Annotated in this window: 16 protein-coding genes and 1 tRNA gene; 14 read left to right on the forward strand and 3 right to left on the reverse strand. The window is 66.7% G+C overall.

What is annotated here, in order from left to right; translation table 11 throughout:
- The first annotated feature begins 1 nt into the window (after window position 1).
- The 12 genes from GV792_RS04025 (at window position 2) to GV792_RS04075 (ending at window position 14,107) form a co-directional block, all read left to right on the forward strand.
- Window positions 2–925 carry an ABC transporter permease gene (locus GV792_RS04025; protein ID WP_163822274.1) on the forward strand — a complete coding sequence of 308 codons (924 nt, stop codon included), beginning with the start codon at window positions 2–4 and terminating at the stop codon, window positions 923–925.
- Complete coding sequence (locus tag GV792_RS04030) at window positions 922–2,808, forward strand: ABC transporter ATP-binding protein (protein ID WP_163822275.1); 1,887 nt, start codon at window positions 922–924, stop codon at window positions 2,806–2,808. The genes GV792_RS04025 and GV792_RS04030 overlap by 4 nt, the downstream gene beginning before the upstream one ends.
- Window positions 2,809–2,818: 10 nt before the next feature.
- Window positions 2,819–4,495 carry an ABC transporter family substrate-binding protein gene (locus GV792_RS04035; RefSeq protein ID WP_163822276.1) on the forward strand — a complete coding sequence of 559 codons (1,677 nt, stop codon included), beginning with the start codon at window positions 2,819–2,821 and terminating at the stop codon, window positions 4,493–4,495.
- A gap of 37 nt (window positions 4,496–4,532) precedes the next feature.
- Window positions 4,533–6,203 (forward strand): ABC transporter family substrate-binding protein, encoded by a 1,671-nt coding sequence (locus GV792_RS04040; RefSeq protein WP_163822277.1) that lies wholly within the window; start codon window positions 4,533–4,535, stop codon window positions 6,201–6,203.
- Window positions 6,200–6,868, forward strand: coding sequence for a hypothetical protein (locus GV792_RS04045; protein WP_309139071.1), 669 nt, complete (start codon window positions 6,200–6,202; stop codon window positions 6,866–6,868). Before GV792_RS04040 ends, GV792_RS04045 begins: the two co-directional genes overlap by 4 nt.
- Window positions 6,869–6,977: 109 nt before the next feature.
- On the forward strand, window positions 6,978–7,829 hold the full coding sequence (locus tag GV792_RS04050) for a FadR/GntR family transcriptional regulator (protein WP_163822278.1): 852 nt from the start codon (window positions 6,978–6,980) through the stop codon (window positions 7,827–7,829).
- Between the two features lie 20 nt (window positions 7,830–7,849).
- Entirely contained in the window at window positions 7,850–8,566 is a 717-nt protein-coding gene (locus tag GV792_RS04055) for a sterol desaturase family protein (RefSeq protein WP_256668079.1), read from the forward strand.
- Window positions 8,567–8,927: 361 nt separating this feature from the next.
- Window positions 8,928–10,346, forward strand: coding sequence for an MFS transporter (locus GV792_RS04060; protein ID WP_163822279.1), 1,419 nt, complete (start codon window positions 8,928–8,930; stop codon window positions 10,344–10,346).
- Window positions 10,347–10,475: 129 nt separating this feature from the next.
- On the forward strand, window positions 10,476–11,414 hold the full coding sequence (locus GV792_RS04065; protein ID WP_163822280.1) for a hypothetical protein: 939 nt from the start codon (window positions 10,476–10,478) through the stop codon (window positions 11,412–11,414).
- Window positions 11,415–11,441: 27 nt separating this feature from the next.
- The gene (locus GV792_RS29490; RefSeq protein WP_256668078.1) at window positions 11,442–11,573 is read left to right on the forward strand and encodes a hypothetical protein; all 132 of its coding nucleotides are present in this window, start codon (window positions 11,442–11,444) and stop codon (window positions 11,571–11,573) included.
- Window positions 11,574–11,643: 70 nt separating this feature from the next.
- Window positions 11,644–13,896, forward strand: coding sequence for a heavy metal translocating P-type ATPase (locus GV792_RS04070; RefSeq protein ID WP_163822281.1), 2,253 nt, complete (start codon window positions 11,644–11,646; stop codon window positions 13,894–13,896).
- A 64-nt stretch (window positions 13,897–13,960) separates the two neighbouring features.
- Window positions 13,961–14,107 carry a hypothetical protein gene (locus tag GV792_RS04075; RefSeq protein ID WP_163822282.1) on the forward strand — a complete coding sequence of 49 codons (147 nt, stop codon included), beginning with the start codon at window positions 13,961–13,963 and terminating at the stop codon, window positions 14,105–14,107.
- Here GV792_RS04075 and GV792_RS04080 read toward each other — a convergent pair.
- A tRNA-Gly gene (locus GV792_RS04080) sits at window positions 14,099–14,171 on the reverse strand. The two genes, GV792_RS04075 and GV792_RS04080, sit on opposite strands and share 9 nt — an antisense overlap.
- A 116-nt stretch (window positions 14,172–14,287) precedes the next feature.
- The gene (locus tag GV792_RS04085) at window positions 14,288–15,049 is read right to left on the reverse strand and encodes a lysophospholipid acyltransferase family protein (RefSeq protein ID WP_163822283.1); all 762 of its coding nucleotides are present in this window, start codon (window positions 15,047–15,049) and stop codon (window positions 14,288–14,290) included.
- 341 nt (window positions 15,050–15,390) lie between these two features.
- Here GV792_RS04085 and GV792_RS04090 point away from each other — a divergent pair, with 341 nt between their 5' ends.
- Both GV792_RS04090 and GV792_RS04095 read left to right on the forward strand, forming a co-directional pair.
- Window positions 15,391–16,239, forward strand: coding sequence for a hypothetical protein (locus GV792_RS04090; protein WP_309139072.1), 849 nt, complete (start codon window positions 15,391–15,393; stop codon window positions 16,237–16,239).
- A 61-nt stretch (window positions 16,240–16,300) separates the two neighbouring features.
- A complete protein-coding gene (locus GV792_RS04095) occupies window positions 16,301–17,839 on the forward strand; it encodes a Rieske 2Fe-2S domain-containing protein (protein ID WP_163822284.1) in 1,539 nt (512 codons plus the stop codon).
- Window positions 17,840–17,856: 17 nt separating this feature from the next.
- On the opposite strand, the gene GV792_RS04100 is transcribed toward GV792_RS04095, so the two are convergent.
- The gene (locus tag GV792_RS04100) at window positions 17,857–18,834 is read right to left on the reverse strand and encodes a DMT family transporter (RefSeq protein ID WP_309139073.1); all 978 of its coding nucleotides are present in this window, start codon (window positions 18,832–18,834) and stop codon (window positions 17,857–17,859) included.
- Between the last annotated feature and the right edge of the window lie 102 nt (window positions 18,835–18,936).

The raw sequence follows: 18,936 nt of genomic DNA on the forward strand, positions 1-18,936 counted from the left end.
CGTGACCGAAGCCGAGATCATCGTCCAGGGCGCCCCCGAGGTCGCCGCCACCGGACGACGCAAGCTGGTATGGCGCCGCTTCCTGCGCAACAAGCCGGCGGTGGCCGGTGCGATCACCCTGATACTGCTGTTCATCGTCAGTTTCGCGTTGCCGCCGTTCCTGCCGTACGACTATCAGGAGCTCGACTACACCGCACTGCTGCAACCACCGAGCCCGGAGCATCCGTTCGGCACCACCCAGATCGGCCAGGACGTGCTGGCCCAAACGCTGCGCGGACTCCAGAAATCGCTGATCATCGGTTTCTGCGTGGCCATCATGTCGACGACCCTCGCCGCACTGGCCGGTTCCATCGCCGGATTGCTCGGCGGGTGGACCGATAAGGCCGTCATGTGGCTGGTGGATCTGCTGCTGGTGGTGCCGAGCTTCATCATCATCGCCCTGTTCGCCCCGCGCACCAAGGGCAGCGGCTCGATCGCGCTGCTGATCCTGCTGCTGGCCCTGTTCGGCTGGATGATCAGCGCGCGGATCGTGCGCGGGCTGACGCTGAGCCTGCGCGAACGCGAATTCGTCAGGGCCGCACGCTATATGGGCGCACCAACCCGGACGGTGATCATCAGCCATATCGTGCCGAACATCGCCTCGATCCTGATCATCGACACCACGCTCACCGTCGGCGCCGCGATCATGGCCGAAACGGGACTGAGCTTCCTCGGCTTCGGTGTGCAGCCACCGGATGTCTCCCTCGGCTCGCTCATCGCCTCGGGAACCAAGTCCGCGCTGACCTACCCGTGGCTGTTCCTGTTCGCCGGTGGGCTGCTGATCATCACGGTGCTGTGCGCGAATCTGGTGGGTGACGGGCTGCGCGACGCGTTCGATCCGAGCGCCAAGCGGGCCCGGTCGCGGAAGGCGAAGGCGAAGGCATGACGGATACCGCTGGGACGACGTCCGAGAAGACGCCGCCGGAGAAGAACTCGACCACACCGCTACTGGAGGTCACCGACCTTCGGGTGTCCTTCCCCAGCGAGGAAGGCCGCGTCGACGCCGTGCGCGGGGTGAGCTACACCGTCTCCGATAAAGAGGTCCTCGCGATCGTCGGCGAATCCGGATCCGGTAAATCGGTGTCCTCGCTCGCGGTGATGGGACTGCTGCCGGAGCAGGCCAGGATCAATGGGTCGATCCGTTTGCGCGGGCGAGAGCTGCTCGGACTCGGCGATAAACAGCTGTCCCAGCTACGCGGCAGCTCGATCAGCATGGTGTTCCAGGACCCACTCTCGGCGCTGACACCGGTGTACCGGGTGGGCGATCAGATCGCCGAGGCACTGCTGGCGCACGGCGCGATGAGCAAGGCCGATGCGGCGAAACGAGCCGTCGAACTGCTGGAACTGGTGGGTATCCCGGATCCGGAATTGCGCGCGAAGGCATTCCCGCACGAATTCTCCGGCGGTATGCGCCAGCGCGTCGTCATCGCGATGGCCATCGCCAACGATCCGGCGCTGATCATCTGTGACGAGCCGACCACCGCGCTCGACGTCACCGTGCAGAAGCAGATCCTCAACCTGCTGCGCAAGGCGCGCGACATCACCGGCGCAGGCGTCATCATGATCACCCACGACATGGGTATCGCCGCCACCCTCGCCGATCGCGTCGCGGTCATGTACGCGGGCAAGATCGTCGAAACCGCCTCTACCACAGCGCTGTTCAGCACGCCGCGGATGCCGTACACGGTGGGACTGCTCGGCTCGATCCCACGTATGGACGGCCCAGCCCGTACTCCGCTGATCCCCATCGTCGGCGCACCGCCCGCCATGCACGCCTTGCCGCCGGGCTGCTCGTTCGCGCCGCGCTGCCCCATCGCGATCGACGATTGCCATGCCGCCGAACCGCCGCTGGAACGCACCGGTCCCGGACATTCCGCCGCCTGCATCCGCACTGCCGACGTTGGGTCGGCAGAGCTGTTCGAGGCCTATCGCAGCGAGATCACCGAACCGGAGATCGTCGCCGAAACCGACCCCGACGTGGTGCTGCGGGTGACGGACCTGGTCAAGACATTCCCGATCACCTCGGGCGTGGTGTTCCGCCGCCGTAAGGGCGAGGTCCGAGCCGTCGACGGCATCAGCTTCGAGATCCGCAAGGGCCGCACCCTGGCGCTGGTCGGTGAATCGGGCTCCGGAAAATCCACCACGCTCACCCAGATCATGGATCTGGTGCGCCCGGAATCAGGCAGCATCGAGATCATGGGCAGCGATATCGCGACCCTGACCAAGGCACGCAGGCGCGAGATCCGCCGCAAGATGCAGATCGTCTTCCAGGACCCGACCGCCTCCCTCGACCCGCGCCTGCCGATCCATGACGCGATCGCCGAACCCCTGCGCATCGACGGCCGCCCCCGCGCCGAAATCGCGCGCCGGGTACCGGAACTGCTGAAACAGGTCGGCCTGCGCCCCGAACACGCCGACCGCTACCCCGCGGACTTCTCCGGCGGCCAGAAACAACGCATCAGCGTCGCCCGCGCCCTTGCCCTCGACCCGGAACTGCTCGTCCTCGACGAACCGGTCTCCTCGCTCGACGTCTCCATCCAGGCCGGCGTGCTCAACCTGCTGCGCGACCTGCAAACCGAACGCGGCCTGTCCTACTTGTTCGTCTCCCACGACCTGTCCGTGGTGCGCAACCTGGCCCACGACATCGCGGTCATGTATCGCGGCAAGATCGTCGAATCCGGACCGGCAGAACAGATCTTCGGCGACCCTGAACACGAATACACCCGGTCATTGATCGACGCGGTGCCCGAGCCCGTCGTGAGCCGATAGGAGGTTTGCCGTGCGGATCCACTCCCTCGGTGTGCGTGTGGCCATCGCGGCCGTCGCGACCGGTCTGGTCCTGTCCGGATGCTCGCGTTCGGACGATCCGGCGCCCGGCGCCGACGTCGCCGCTCTCGGCACCTCCAACGACATCAATCCGCGCGATGTCTCCGAGCTGCGCGACGGCGGGAACCTGCGGCTGGCATTGAGTTCGTTTCCCGAGCAGTGGAACGCGCTGCATATCGACTCCGACGGCGAAGTCAGCGCGGTCGAACGTCCGCTGATGCCGCGCGCGTTCCACACCAGCGCTTCGGGTGAGCTGTCGGTCAATACCGACTACTTCACCAGCGTCGAACTCACCGGCACCGATCCACAGCGCGTCGTCTACACCATCAACCCGGAGGCCGTCTGGTCCGACGGCACACCGATCACCTGGGAGGACATGCGGTCGCAGGCCGCGGCGTTGAGCGGAGCGAACCCCGAATACCTGATCAAGATGACCTTCGGTTTCGACCGGGTCGAGAAGGTGGAGCGCGGTGTCGACGACCGCCAGGCGATCATCACCTTCAAGGAGCATTACGCCGACTGGCAGGGCCAGTTCGCGGGTGAGGCGTTCCTGTATCCGGCCTCGGTGACCGGCACGCCCGAAGCTTTCAACAAGAGTCAGCTCGAGAGCCTCGGCCTTTCCGCGGGTCCGTTCATCATCCAGTCCGTGGACCGGGCGCAGGGCCGTTTCGTGCTCGGCCGTAACCCGAAATGGTGGGGCGACACCCCCAAGCTCGACACCATCACTTTCACCGTGTTGGCGAGCGAAGCGGTGATCCCGGCATTGCAGAACAATGAGATCGACGCGGTGGGTATCGCCAGCATCGACGATATGCGCACCGCGCAGAGCACTCCGGGCGTGGAAATCCGCCGGGCACCGGGCAACAGCTGGTCGCACCTGACCTTCAACGGCGCACCGGGCTCGATCCTGGAAGATCCGCGGGTCCGGGTCGCGATATCGAAGGCCATCGACCGCAAGGGTATTGCCGTCGCCATGCAGAACGGTCTCGTGGCGAATCCCGAACCACTCAACAATCACGTGTACGTCCAGGGTCAGATCGGCTATCAGGACAACAGCTTGCCGTTCGATCCGGAAGCCGCCGCCCGCGAACTCGACGAACTCGGCTGGAAGCTCAACGGCGAGTTCCGGGAAAAGGACGGCCGTAGGCTCGTCATCCGCGATGTCATGTACAACGCGCAGAGCTGGGTGCAGATCGCGCAGATCATCCAGCAGAATCTCGCGCAGATCGGCGTCGAGCTCGTCATCGACACCCGACCCGGCCAGGGGCTGTTCACCGATGTCTTCCAGCCCGGCGATTTCGATGCCGGCCAATGGGTGTGGTCGAGCGATGTGTTCGCGCTGAAGAACCTTCCGCAGGTCTACCGCTACGACCCCAATGACCTGCAGGGCAACTACGGGCGCATCGGTTCAGCGGAAATCAACGATCTCATCGACAAGGCGCTGGCCGAGCTCGATCCGAAGAAGGCGATCGATATTGCCAACGAGATCGATCGCAAGCTGTTCGAGATCGGTTTCTCGCTGCCTCTGGTGCAGTCGGCGGGTAACGTCGCGGTCCGCGCGGACCTCGCCAACTACGGAGCTCCCGGGCTCGCGTCCTATGACTACACGAAGATCGGGTTCGTGAAATGAGCGCTGCGCCGCACTTCACCAGCAGGAAGGACATTTCATGAGGATCCGATCCATGGGCACCCGCCTAGTGATCCCGATCGCCGCGATCGGGTTGATCATGACCGGATGCAGTGCCGACAATGCCAATGTCGAAGGTGGTGACGTCGCCATCGGCACCAGCAACGACATCAACGCGCGCGATCGAAGCGAATTGCGCGACGGCGGCAATCTGCGCCTGTCGATCTCGTCTCTGCCTGCGACGTTCAATATCTGGCATGTGGACAGCGACGCGGATGCCTCCGAGGTTGTCGCGTGGACGATGCCGTCGGCCTTCCAGTCCGATGCCGCTGGCAAACTGACAGTCGACCACGATTACTTCACCAGTATCGAGCTGACGAATACCAATCCGCAGCAGATCACCTACACGATCAACCCGAAAGCGGTCTGGTCCGACGGCAGTCCGATCACCTGGGAAGACATGGCAGCCCAGGGCCATGCGCTGAGCGGGAAAGACCCTAACTTCCAGGTCTCCGCGAACATGGGATTCGACCGGGTCGAAAAGATCGAGCGTGGCGTCGATGATCGCCAGACAATCGTCACCTTCAACAACCATTACGCCGAATGGCAGGGGCAGTACGGGACCCTGCTTCCGAAGCAGGCCACTGCCACTCCCGAAGCATTCAACGATTTCTATCGCAATGGCATGCCGCTCAGCTCGGGCCCGTTCATGATCACCGCGATCGACCGCGGCCAGAACCGGATCACCTTGGGCCGTAACCCGACGTGGTGGGGCGATACCCCGAAACTGGATTCGGTGACCTACAGTGCGCTCGACATTCCGGCGCGAATCGCCGCGGTGCAAAACAATGAGGTCGACTCGGTGGATATCTCGGGTATCGAGGAAGTCACCACCGCCCGCAACACACCCGGTGTCCAGGTACTTCGGACCCCGCTCCCGCGTTTCTCGCATTTCACCTTCAACGGCGCACCGGGCTCCATCCTGGAAGACCCCGCACTTCGACGAGCCATCGCCAAGGGCATCAACCGGCAGGCCATTGCTTCGTCCACCCTGCTCGGTGTGGTGGATGACCCGAAACCGCTCAACAACCACATTTACATGCTCGGTCAGCAGGGCTACCAGGACAATGCGGGCGTGGTCGCCTACAACCCCGAGCAGGCGGCGAGGGAACTCGACGAACTCGGCTGGAAGCTCAATGGTGACGTCCGGGAGAAGGACGGGCGTCAGCTCGTGATCCGCGATGTCATGTACCAGCAGGACCTCTGGGTGCAGATCGCGCAGATCGCGCAGCAGAACCTGGCCGATATCGGCGTCAAGCTGGTCATCGAGACCTACCCCGGTCAGGGCCTGTTCACCGACATCATCGACCCGGGCAACTTCGATATCGCCCAGTTCACCTGGGTCGGTAGCGTTCTCCCGCTGGGTGCGTTGCCGCAGATCTACGCTTACGATCCCGCCCAGTCCCTGTCCAACAAGGGACGTATCGGCTCACCGGAATTGAACGACCTCATCGAGCGGACGATTTCCGAACTCGACCCGGCGAAGGCCATCGAACTGGCGAACGAGGCCGACACAATGATCTTCGAGGAGGTTCATTCGCTGCCGATCACTCAGTCGCCCGGCACCGTGGCTCAGCGCGTGGAGGTCGCGAACTGGGGCGCGTTCGGGCTCGCGTCGCCGGACTACACGAAAGTCGGCTTCCTGAAGTGATTCGCGGATCGGGCCGGAACGAACACCCACTGGCCTATCCGCTCACCGTCACCTTCGGCGCCCTCGCGGTCATTACCGCGTGGGCGCCGTTCGCCGATGTGGACCAGCTCAGTGCGCTCGCCGCGGTCGCGGCGGGGATCGTCGGGTATTCCGGGGTTCGCATCGCGCGGGCGGTCGGGTGGCTCGGTAGTGGGGTTGGTGTTCAGGAGCGGTTGGCGGTGAAGCGGGTGCGGCAGCAGCATCGGCTGGTCAGTCGGTCGTGGTTGGAGTTCACGCAGGGGCGCACGACTCGTTGGCTGCCGGTGTATTTCGATCCAGCGCTGATCACCTTGACCGAGGTGACGGCGGAAATCGATGAGCGGGCCGTCATTGTGGATGGGATTCGGCTCTACCCGTCGGGGCAGGCGCGCGATGCCGAACCGCCGGGTCGCTTGATCGATAATCCGTCCCGTCCCGATCCCAACGGCGCGGCCCAGGCTCGCGCGGCCGCTTCCCCACTTCGGCGGCTGCTGCTCGACGCGCAATCCGTCGTTGCGGCGCCGTTCGCCGGACTGTTCTGGATCTATATCGGCGGTGGGGGTATTTCCGCGTTCGCCGGCGCCACCTGCGTCGCCGCCGTCACCGCTATATGGCTCTCGGCCATTCGCGGCTCCGACCCGAGCTGAGCCGGCTCGGATCTGGACGCGTTCGCCCGGCTCCGCGCCACCAAGCCCGGGTTCGGGCAAATTGGTCTGACCACTTGACCTCCTGACCTATTGGGCGCACAGTGGACGCATGGCATTGCAACCTGTGGTGAAGCGGTCGGTGTCGGCGGATGTGTTCGAGCAGATCGCCGATGATGTGCTGAGCGGGGAACTTGCGCCCGGGACCGCATTACCGAGTGAGCGGCAGCTGGCGGAGGCGCTTGGTGTGTCGCGGCCTGCGGTGCGAGAGGCCTTGCAGCGGTTGTCGGCGGCCGGGCTGGTGGCGGTCCGGCAGGGAGATGCGACCACCGTGCTCGACTATCGACGCGGAGCGGGACTCGAGGTGTTGCCGCGGCTGCTGATTCGAGCGGGCACGCTTGACCCGGCCGTAGCGCGCAGCATTCTGGAAGCGCGGTTGCACAACGGGCCGAAGGTCGCAGAACTCGCCGCTACCCGAGTCGCGCGCGGTTCGGGTGCTCCGGCCGCGTCGGCCGCCGCCGACACTAGTGGAGCATCCGGCCGCCCGGACGTGGCCTGGCCGGTAGGGGCCACGAAGCTGTCCGATCCGACGCTCGGTGGCGGGCAGCCCGCCGGGGACGTCGGGGCGCTGGAAAGCACGTTGGTCGAACTGGTCGATTCGATTGCCGCCGCCGAATCCGATCCGATCGCACAGCAGCGGATCGCATTGGAATTCTGGGATCACATTGTCGACGCGGCCGATTCGATCGTGTTCCGGCTGATGAACAACATGCTGCGAGCGGCCTATGAGCCCGCACTCGCGGCATTGGCTCCGATCATGTCCGCCGAGGTGGGCAATGTGGCGGGCTACCGCGAACTGGCCGACGCCATCGTCGGGGGTCGCCCATCCGAGGCCGCCGATCGGGCGCGAGCACTGCTCGAGCCGGCGACCACCGCCCTGATCAGGGTCCTCGACGGGCACTGAGTACTACTTCGGGAAGCATCATGACCACAGCTCAACCCTCCGAATCCGGCTCGATCGACGCCACCGCGCGCGCCCGGGTACGCCGCGACGAACGCGCCCTGCGTCGCGGTCTCACCCTCGGCGCGGCGGCGCGCGAATTCATCCGGCACCCCTCGCCCTGGCTCATCGGCATCACGCTGGTCGCGGCGGTGACCGGCCGGTTCGTCGTCGGCGACTGGCAGCCGACCGACGCGCTGGTACCCGTGGTGATGCTCGCGGTCTTCCCGATTTTCGAATGGGTCGTGCATGTGACCGTATTGCATTGGCGCCCACGCAGGGTCGGCCCGATCGCGATCGATAGTGAACTGGCCCGTAAACATCGTGAACATCATGTGGACCCGCGGGATATCCCGCTGATCTTCATCCCGTCGAAAACACTTGCCGTGCTCGTCGTCGTCTTGGTCGCGCTCGCCCTGCTGGCCTTCCCTCGCATCGGCCTCGGGCTGACCTTCCTGCTCACCATCACCGCGCTCGGTCTCGGCTACGAGTGGACGCACTACCTCATCCACACCGACTACAAGCCGAAACACTCGCTCTACCGGTCGATCTGGCGCAATCACCGCCACCACCACTACAAGAACGAGCATTACTGGTTCACGGTCACCACATCGGGCACCGCCGACCGCCTGTTCGGTACCGCCCCCGACCCGGCCACAACGCCGACCTCACCCACCGCGCGCCGCCTGCACGCCACCTGAACCACCGCGGGTAGCGCTCGCGGCCCGACCGACGCACCGGCACCCACCCCAGCCGGCCTCTGCGTGGACCTGCCCGCCACCTGCCGCCGGCTCCCCACTCCAGGTCGCCGCACACAGGGGACACCCCGGCCGCCCCTTCAGCACATACGTCGACCCTCGCCTTCGCGCCGACCTGATCGGGCTCGCCCTCCACACCTGAGCCATCGAGCCGAACTCCCTGTTTCCCCAGTTCAATCCGATTGCGCCGACACCTCTCCGGTGTCGGCGCAGTCATTTGCAGCTCGAGCCTTGACAATTCAATACCCTAGGGGGGTATGGTACTGCGCAGTTGATACGGCTTCCGGAAGGGAAGGGACTTCTGATGACTACGCAGACCAGATCCACCACGAAAAAGTGGTGGGCGCTCGCGGTGATCGCCGCGGCGCAATTCATGGTCATCATGGACACCTCGATCATCGGGATCGCGCTGCCCAAGATGCAGGCCGAACTCGGGTTCTCCCAGGAGAATCTGACCTGGGTCTTCAATGCCTACGTGATCGCACTCGGCGGTCTGCTGCTGCTCGGCGGCAGGCTCTCGGACCTGCTCGGCGCGCGCCGGGTCTTCGCCGCGGGCTGGGTCGTGCTGCTCACTGGTTCGGTGATCGCCGGCGCCGCAGGCAATGTCGCGACCGAACTGGCCGGACGCGCGATCCAGGGCGGCGGCGCCGCGCTCATCGCACCGTCGGCGCTGACCCTGCTCATGATGCTGTTCGGTTCTTCTCCACAGGAGCTGACCAAGGCGCTGGCGGTCTACGGAGCCGCGGCCCCCGCTGGCGGTACAGCCGGGGTGTTCCTCGGTGGCGTGATCACCGAATACATCAGCTGGCCTTGGGTTTTCTACATCAATATCCCGATCGCGATCCTCGCGCTGATCGCCGTACCGCTGCTGATGCCCGCGGCGCCCGCGCGGTCGGGTTCGGTGGACATCCTGGGTTCGGTCACCGTCACCGCAGGCTTGGCCGCGGCGGTCTACGCGATCGTGCAGGCGCCGGAGGTCGGCTGGGCCTCGGGTCAGACCTTGGGCGTGCTCGCGCTGTCGGCCGCGCTACTGGCCGGATTCGTCTACATCCAGTCGCGCAGCAATGAGCCGCTGATGCGCCTCGGCATCTTCCGCGCGCCGAACCTGGCCGCCGCCAATATCGCGCAGTTGCTGCTGGGTGCGGCCTGGGTGCCGATGTGGTTCTTCCTGAACCTCTACCTGCAGCAGGTGCTCGGTTACAGCGCGTTCCCGTCGGGCGCTGCGCTGCTGCCGATGACGACGCTGATCATGCTCGGAATGGTTGTGCTCGCCCCGCGGGCGATGCAGCGCTTCGGTGCCAAGCCGATGATCGTGACCGGTCTGCTCGTCCTCGGCGTGGGCCTGGCGATCATGTCGCTTGTGCGTCCGACCGGCAATTTCTGGGTCGACGTCCTGCCGGCGTCGCTGGTCGCGGCGGGTGGCATGTCGCTGGCATTCATACCCTCGTTGGGTACCGCGATCTCGGCGGCTCGCCCCGAGGAGGGTGGCCTGGCCTCCGGCATCGTCAACGTCAGCTACCAGGTGGGTTCGGCCATCGGCCTGGCCGCCATGACCGCGGTCGCCGCCGCATTCGGCGCCGATCAGACCGGTGACCTGCCGGAACTGACGAACGGATTCTCCGCGGCCTTCCTCGGCGCCGCCGTCATCGCCCTCGCGGGCGCCGGTATCACCGCCGTCACCATGCGTTCGCCCGCACAGGAAGGAGTCGCCGCCAAGGTTTGACAAGTTACCCTAGGGGGGTATGGTAATAATCAAGTCAGTCGACAGTCCGGCGGCCGGCCTCCAGCCGGCCTGCCGACCGAATCCATCCACAGAAATCCACAACCACTACCCGGAAAACGGAGCCTCCCGATGAACACAACCACCAAGTTCGCCGGATTCGCCCTCGGCCTCGCGGCGGTCTTCGGGATCGCTCTCGGCGTCGGCGCCGCGGTCGGTCCGGAACCCTCCAAACCGGCCGGGCACGACACCCACGCGGCCGGATCCGCCACCACCGGTGGATCCGGCTCGGTGGAACTGCCCGGCGGGCTGCTCGCGAGCGAAGCCGGCTACACGCTGGCCCTGGACAACGCGACGACCACCACCACCGCCGACGCCCAGCTGCGGTTCCGCATCCTCGATGACAAGGGCGCCCCCGTCACCCGGTATGTGCGGTCCCACGACAAAGACCTCCACCTGATCGTGGTCCGCCGGGATATGGCCGCCTTCCAGCATGTACACCCGGTGCTGGACGCATCGGGCACCTGGAGCGTCCCGCTGAACCTGTCCCGCGCCGGTGACTACCGCGTCTATGCCGACTTCACCCCCGACGGCGGCGAGGCGCTGACCCTCGGTGCCGATCTTCGAGTCGCGGGCCAGTACGACGTCCAGCCGCTGCCCGCCCCGGCGACCACCGCCACTGTCGGCGATTACACCGTGACGCTGGACGGAGCGATCACCCCGGGTCAGTCCTCGAAGCTCACCCTGTCGGTCAGCCGAAACGGACAGCCCGTCACCGACCTGCAGCCCTACCTCGGCGCATACGGGCACCTGGTTGCTCTGCGCGCCTCGGATCTGGCCTACCTGCACGTCCACCCCGAAGGTGAGCCCGGCGACGGTGTCACCGCTGCGGGCCCCGGCATCACCTTCTACGCGACGGCACCGACGACCGGCGACTACCGGCTGTTCCTCGATTTCCAGCACGAGGGCGTCGTCCGGACCGCTGAGTTCACCGCGACCGCCGGGCCCGCCTCGACCGCACCGGCACCCGACGCGGGCAACGGCGCCGAACAGCCCGGCCACGGACACTGACCGGCTCGAACAGACAAGGAGCTGACCATGAGCACCACCCGCCCCAACCGACCCGCCGATCCGGCGCACACGCTGCGGCAGGCGCGACAGCAACCACCTGCCTCGACGGCGCCGGTCCGCCCGCTGCCGGTATCCGAGCCGGTCCGCCGCTGTCACTGACCCAGCCCCCATACCCGATCCGATCCCACCGAGCGACAATTTCCACAGCACCACAGAAACGGAGCGCCCCATGACCACCGCGACACAACCACCCGCCACCGGGCAGGTCGAATTGGTGATCGGTGGCATGACCTGCGCGTCTTGCGCCAACCGCATCGAGAAGAAGCTGAACAAGCTCGACGGCGTCACCGCGACAGTGAACTACGCGACCGAGAAGGCCCGCGTCGACTTCACCGGCGACATCTCCCCCGACGATCTGATCGCCACCGTCGAGCAGGCCGGCTACACCGCCGAACTGCCCGCACCGAAGGTAGAGGCAGCAGCCGCGGAACCGGCAGAGGAGGATCCCACCGCCTCGCTGCGCACCCGGCTGCTGGTCTCGCTGGTGCTCACCGTTCCGGTGATCGCCATGGCGATGATCCCGGCGCTGCAGTTCACCAACTGGCAGTGGCTCTCGCTCACGCTGGCCGCGCCGGTCGTGGTGTGGGGCGCGCTGCCGTTCCACAAGGCGGCGTGGACCAACCTCCGCCACGCCACCGCCACCATGGACACGCTGGTGTCGATCGGCACACTGGCCGCGTTCGGCTGGTCGATCTACGCGCTGTTCTGGGGTACGGCGGGCACGCCGGGCATGACCCACCCGTTCGAATTCACCATCTCCCGGATGGACGGGTCCGGCAGCATCTATTTAGAGGCCGCGGCCGGAGTCACCACCTTCATCCTGGCCGGACGCTTCTTCGAGGCCAGGTCCAAGCGGCGGGCCGGTGCCGCACTGCGGGCACTGCTCGAGCTGGGCGCCAAGGAGGTTTCGGTGCTGCGCGGCGGGTCCGAGCAGCGGATTCCGGTGGAGCAGTTGGCCGTCGGCGACCGGTTCGTGGTGCGGCCCGGTGAGAAGATCGCCACCGATGGTGTGATCGTCGAGGGTTCCTCGGCGGTAGACGCGTCCATGTTGACCGGTGAATCAGTGCCGGTCGAGGTCGGCCAGGACGACACCGTGGTCGGTGCGACCGTCAATGTCGGCGGACGGATCGTGGTGCGCGCAACCCGCATCGGTTCCGATACCCAGCTCGCGCAGATGGCCAAGCTGGTCGAGGACGCGCAGACCGGTAAGGCGCAGGCGCAGCGGCTGGCCGATCAGATCTCGGGCATCTTCGTGCCGATCGTCATCGCGCTGTCGGTGGCAACGCTCGGCTTCTGGCTCGGTACCGGTGGCGCGATCGCGGCGGCGTTCACCGCGGCGGTCGCGGTGCTGATCATCGCCTGCCCCTGCGCCCTCGGCCTGGCCACGCCGACCGCACTGATGGTCGGCACCGGGCGCGGCGCCCAGCTCGGCATCCTGATCAAGGGCCCGGAGGTGCTGGAGTCGACCCGTCGGGTGGACACCGTGGTGCTGGACAAGACCGGCACCGTCACCACCGGCAAAATGACCCTGCTCGACGTCGTCGTCGCCGACGGCGAGGACGAGGACCGGGTGCTGGCCCTGGCCGGCGCGCTGGAGGATTCCTCCGAGCACCCGATCGCCCAGGCCATCGCCAAGGGCGCCCGCGAGAAGGTCGGTGAGCTGAAGCCGGTCGAGGGGTTCGCCAATATCGAGGGCCTCGGTGTGCAGGGTGTGGTGGACGGTCACGCGGTGATCGTTGGCCGGGCCCGGCTGCTGGCGGACTGGTCGCAGCACCTGGACGTCGACCTGGAGCGTGCCATGGCGGCCGCCGAGGCCGAGGGCAAAACCGCCGTCGCCATCGGCTGGGACGGTAAGGCCCGCGGTGTGCTCGTCGTCGCGGATGCGGTGAAGCCGACCTCCGCGGAAGCGATCACCCAGCTGCGCGCACTCGGCCTGACTCCGATCATGCTGACCGGCGACAATGCGGCCGCCGCCCGCGCGATCGGTGATCAGGTTGGCATCGACGAGGTGATCGCGGAGGTGCTGCCGCAGGACAAGGTCGAGACCGTCAAGCGGTTGCAGGCCGAGGGCAAGGTGGTGGCCATGGTCGGCGACGGCGTCAACGACGCGGCCGCGCTGGCCCAGGCAGATTTGGGTCTGGCGATGGGCACCGGCACCGATGTCGCGATCGAGGCCAGTGACCTGACCCTGGTGCGTGGCGATCTGCGCGCCGCCGCGGACGCGATCCGGCTCTCGCGGCGCACCCTCGCCACCATCAAGGGCAACCTGTTCTGGGCCTTCGCCTACAACGTGGCCGCGATCCCGCTGGCCATGGCGGGGCTGCTGAACCCGATGCTGGCCGGCGCCGCGATGGCGTTGTCCTCGGTCTTCGTGGTCAGTAACAGCCTGCGACTGCGCAACTTCCGCTCCACCGCGCAGTAACAGCACAACAGAAACGGGCGGGACGGCGATCGGCCGTCCCGCCCGTTCTTCTTTGGGAGGCATCATGTCGAATCGTCTGCTGGTCATCGCCAGGCATCCCGTCACCCGTGCGGTGCTGCACTGCGCCGCCCTGTGCACGGTGCAGGCCATCGGCCGAGGAATGAGAGGAGAAGTGCGGAAGGAAGTTCCGGAAGAATCAAAGAGCGGATGACGGGATTCGAACCCGCGACCCTCACCTTGGCAAGGTGATGCGCTACCAGCTGCGCTACATCCGCATTCGCACTGTTCAGCGGGAGGTGCGACCGCTCCGCGTCATCGTGCGACGCCAAACTTTAGCCGGAAGGCCCGTCGGCTACCAAACCGGCTTGTCACCGGGGCTCTGCTGACCTACCTATTGCTGTGCGGTGTTCTTGCGTTCGGCCCGGGCGGCGGCCTTCGCCGCGGCCTCGGCGGCATCCATGGCGTCGGCCTCCTCCAGCGTCGGCGCGGCACCACCGAGTCGCGCAGGCACCCAGTAGGCGTCGGGCTCGTGCCGGTAATCGCGCTGCACCTCGAGCAGCATGCGCTGCATGGTCTCGCGCAGCTGCGCGGTGAGGTCGGCGGCGGGCTCATAGGGCTGGATGGGCTCGCCGACGGTGATCGAGATCGGAGTGTTGGTGCGGCCCAGGCGCTTCGGGAACCCTTTGGTCCACACCCGCTGCGCGCCCCAGATGACGATCGGAATGATCGGGACGTCGGCTTCGAGAGCCATACGGGCCGCGCCGGACTTGAATTCCTTGATCTCGAAGCTGCGGCTGATCGTCGCCTCGGGATACACACCGACCAACTCACCGCGACGCAGGTAATCGACGGCGGCCTTGTACGAATCCGCGCCTGCGGCCCGATCGACCGGAATGTGTTTCAGCGCCCGCATGATCGGGCCGGAGATCTTGTTGTCGAAGACCTCTTTCTTGGCCATGAACCGGATGTAGCGCTTGGGCGTGCGCACCGGCAGTCCGGCATAGGTGAAGTCCATGTATCCGGTGTGATTCACCGCCAAGACGGCACCGCCGGACGCCGGGATGCGTTCATCGCCGGTGACGGTGAACTTCAGACCTTCAACGAAGAAGACGGTACGGGCCAAGCCGATGATCGTCCGGTAGACGGGTTCCACAATTCCGCTAGCGTAGTCGCTGCCCGTCCGATCCGGCAGTGCGCCGCGGCAACGCGCGCGGCGACCGGCCTTTCGCCCTCGTCCGCGAGTCGCGGCGCCGGCTGGTGAGCCGCCATCGGCATCGGGCGATCGACCCAAGGGCACCTCAGCATGTACGAGGAAAGGTGATTGTCGAAGTGGAACGCGCGGAGTCGGTATCGCAGGAACCTCGCAGCGCCTCGGCCGCCGCTCGACGCGGGGCGACGCGGAGCCATCAGGTCGGCGATCCGGCGACCCGCGACCACAGGCGTCGGGCCGCGACCGGGGCGAGCAACCGGAGCCGAACAGCAGCGGTAACTTCCGTGGCGCGGCCGGCGTTGATCGGTGGTCTTGTCGTTGGCGCCGCACTGCTCGCCGGATGTGATTCGGCGAGCGGCATCCCCGGCGACGGCCCGGAGGCGACCGCCGCCGTCACCACCATCACCCCGCCCGCGGCGATTCCCACCCAGACGACCCCGCTCGCCCCGGCGGCCCCGCCGATTCCTACCGATGCTCCCCCGGTCGGTGCGGTACCCGGACTGCCCGAGGCTGCGCCGGCGGTGCAGCGCTGGGCTGTCGACCTGGAATCCAGCACGATCGCCCAACTGCAAACCACCTGCTGGACGCTGCCACCGCTGACCGTCGCGGAGATGTACGCCGATCCGCAGCCGGTACTCGCGGCATTGGCCGAGCCGGGCGCGATCACCGACGATGTCATCAGGTGGCGCGGCGCGGGCACCACCGTCACCGTGGACCGGGCCGCGATCGAATCCGGTTACGCCTGCCCACGGGTGTTCCCTGCCGGCGCCGAACCGGGATACGACGACGCAGACGCCCGCCACACCGTCCGCCGCTACCTGGCCCGGCTCACCGGTGAACCGCTGGACCCGGCCGACAAGGAAGGCACGCATCCGCTGCTGTGCGCGGCGACCCCGGCCACCTGGGATTCGCAGGGCACCGGAAGCCCGGTGCGCGCACCGCTGGCCGACAATCCGGGCCGATTGACCGGCACGACCGCCTTCGCCGACCAGCAGATCAACTCCTCGCAGCTGCGCGCCGGATATGTCCGGGTCCAGGTGCCCGTCACCAACTCCTCGGGTGTGACGCAGAGCCGGACCTTCACCTTGCGTGAGGGATCAGACGGCTACTGCATCGGGGACGTCTCCCCGTAACGACTACCCTGGACGACCGGCTGACAGTACGGAAACACCGCGGTTCAGGAGGAACAAGCTCGTGCAGATCACCAGCGTCGGACATGCGGGTTTCCATATCCAGACGACGGCCGGGTCGATCCTCTGCGATCCCTGGGTGAACCCTGCCTACTTCGCCTCATGGGTCCCGTTCCCGGACAACACCCAGCTCGACTGGGATGAGCTGGGCAATTGCGATTTCCTCTACGTCTCGCATCTGCACCGCGACCACTTCGACGCCGAGAACCTCGCCGCGCACGTCAACAAGGACGCCACTGTCCTGCTGCCGGACTACCCGGTCCCGGATCTGCGCCGTGAACTGGAGAAGCTCGGATTCCACAAGTTCTTCGAGACCGAGGATTCGGTCAAGCACACGGTGACCGGTCCCGGTGGCGACCTGGACGTCATGATCATCGCGTTGCGGGCGCCCGCCGACGGTCCGATCGGTGACTCCGGGCTGGTCGTCTCCGACGGTGAGACCACCTGTTTCAACATGAACGACGCACGTCCGGTGGATATGGACGTGCTGCACGACGCGTTCGGGCACATCGACATCCATCTGCTGCAGTATTCGGGCGCCATCTGGTATCCGATGGTCTACGACATCCCCAACCGCACGAAGTCGAACTTCGGTAAGCAGAAGCGTCAGCGCGGCATGGACCGGGCACGCAGCTATATCGAGCAGGTCGGCGCGACCTGGGTGGTGCCCTCCGCCGGGCCGCCGGTCTTCCTGGACGACGAGCTGCGCTATCTCAATGACGACCGCGGCGATGAAGGCAACATCTTCCCTGATCAGATGGTGTTCCTCGAGCAGATGCGGATCCACGGCAACGAGGGCGGGGTCCTGATGATCCCGGGCTCGGTGGCCGATGTGCGCGGCGCCGAGCTGGCGCTCACTCATCCCTTCGACCCGGCCGAGATCTACGACGACAAAGCCGGATACATCGAGCGCATGGCCGAACGCCTGGCGCCGGTGCTCGCGGCGGAGAAGGCGTCCTGGGCGACCGGAGAGGGGTCGCTGCTCGACCCGCTGAAGGCGCTGTTCGAGCCCATCATGGCGCAGAGCGATCTGATCTGTGACGGTATCGGCTACCCCATCGGTCTGGTGATCGGCGAGGAAACCGTGGTGCTGGACTTCCCGAAGCGCCTGGTCCGCGGCCCGATCGAGGGCGAGGGCAAATACCGCTACGGCTTCCGCATCGCACCGGAGCTGGTGCGCACCGTCCTGCGCGATAACGAGCCGGACTGGGTGAACACCATCTTCCTGTCCACCCGCTTCCAGGCGTGGCGGATCGGCGGCTACAACGAGTTCCTCTACACCTTCTTCAAATGCCTCACCGACGAGCGCATCGCCTACGCCGACGGCTGGTTCGCCGAAGCACACGACGATTCCGCCTCGACCGAACTCGCTGGCTGGGAAATCCAACGCCGCTGCCCCCATCTCAAGGCCGACCTGTCCAAGTTCGGTGTCGTCGAGGGCAACACCCTCACCTGCAACCTGCACGGCTGGCAATGGGACCTGGAATCGGGTCGCTGCAAGACCTCGAAGGGGCATGAACTGCGCTCAAAGAAGCTCGGCTGAGCCCTCCCGTCCCTGGGTCAGGAGGGCCGCTCCGCCCGGCTGCCACTCGGTACACCCGTCGCCAAGAGCACCGCGACCAGCGTGAGCGCACAACCGGCAACAGCCGTCATCGACAGCCCCGCCCCGGTCGGGATGGCCACATCGAGGGCGATCGAGGCGAGCAGCTGGCCCGCCACCGAGGTGAGGCCGAGGAGCAGGACGCCGATCCAGCGGACGACCAGGACCGCGAGAGCGATGAACACGACGCCGATCGCGCCGCCGAGATAAAGCCATGGCTCGGTGGGGAATTCGGTGGGCAGTCCGGCACCGGCGACGACCACGGCCTCGACCGCGAACAAGCCGACGAGGCCGACCGCGAAGTTGATACCGGTCGCCGGGAACGGTCCGCCGACCGCGCCGACCCGCCCGTTCACCGCCTGCTGCCAGGCCAGTCCGATACCCGCGAGCGCGGGGACCAGGATGAGCACCGCGTGCGGGACGTCGGCGAGGGCGGTCGGCGCCGACAATGCACCGCTGACCTGCGCGCTACCGAGACCTGCGAGCGCGACCGCGAACACCCCGAGCCCCGCTGCACCGATGCGGCGCGCCGTCACCGGGGTTCGCCCGTTGGGCGCCAACCCGAGTCGATCCACCACCAGGCTGCTGAGCAGCTGACCGGCCACCACCGCCACAGTGAACGCGGTGACCCCCAGTGCGGCAATGGTCAGGCCCTGACTCGCGACGAACGCCGCACCGCACAACCCGCCAAGCAACTGCCACGGGCGCAACTCCCCCGCTGCCACCGCCCGCCGGACATCGCCGAGCCCGGACCGCAACCGCTGCGAACACGCGAAGGCCACGGCCAGCACCAGCAGCCCGGTGCCGAAACTGACGACGGCGGCGGCGATTCCGTCGTGCAGCCGCTCGCCGAGTGCGCCATTGATCCTGGCCTGCACCGCAACCCCGGCCCCGATGGACATCCCGAGACCGAGCCCAAGCCGCGTCTGCACCGCCACCGCGCCACCCTATCCCCGGGTCGGTGCGCGGCTGTGGACCTACTGCGGGCTGCCATTGATGCCACCGGCTGATGTCCAACAGTCCGCGATCACGCTCTCACC

The sequence above is a fragment of the Nocardia cyriacigeorgica genome, from assembly GCF_010868145.1.
GTDB classification, from domain to species: Bacteria; Actinomycetota; Actinomycetes; order Mycobacteriales; family Mycobacteriaceae; genus Nocardia; species Nocardia cyriacigeorgica_D.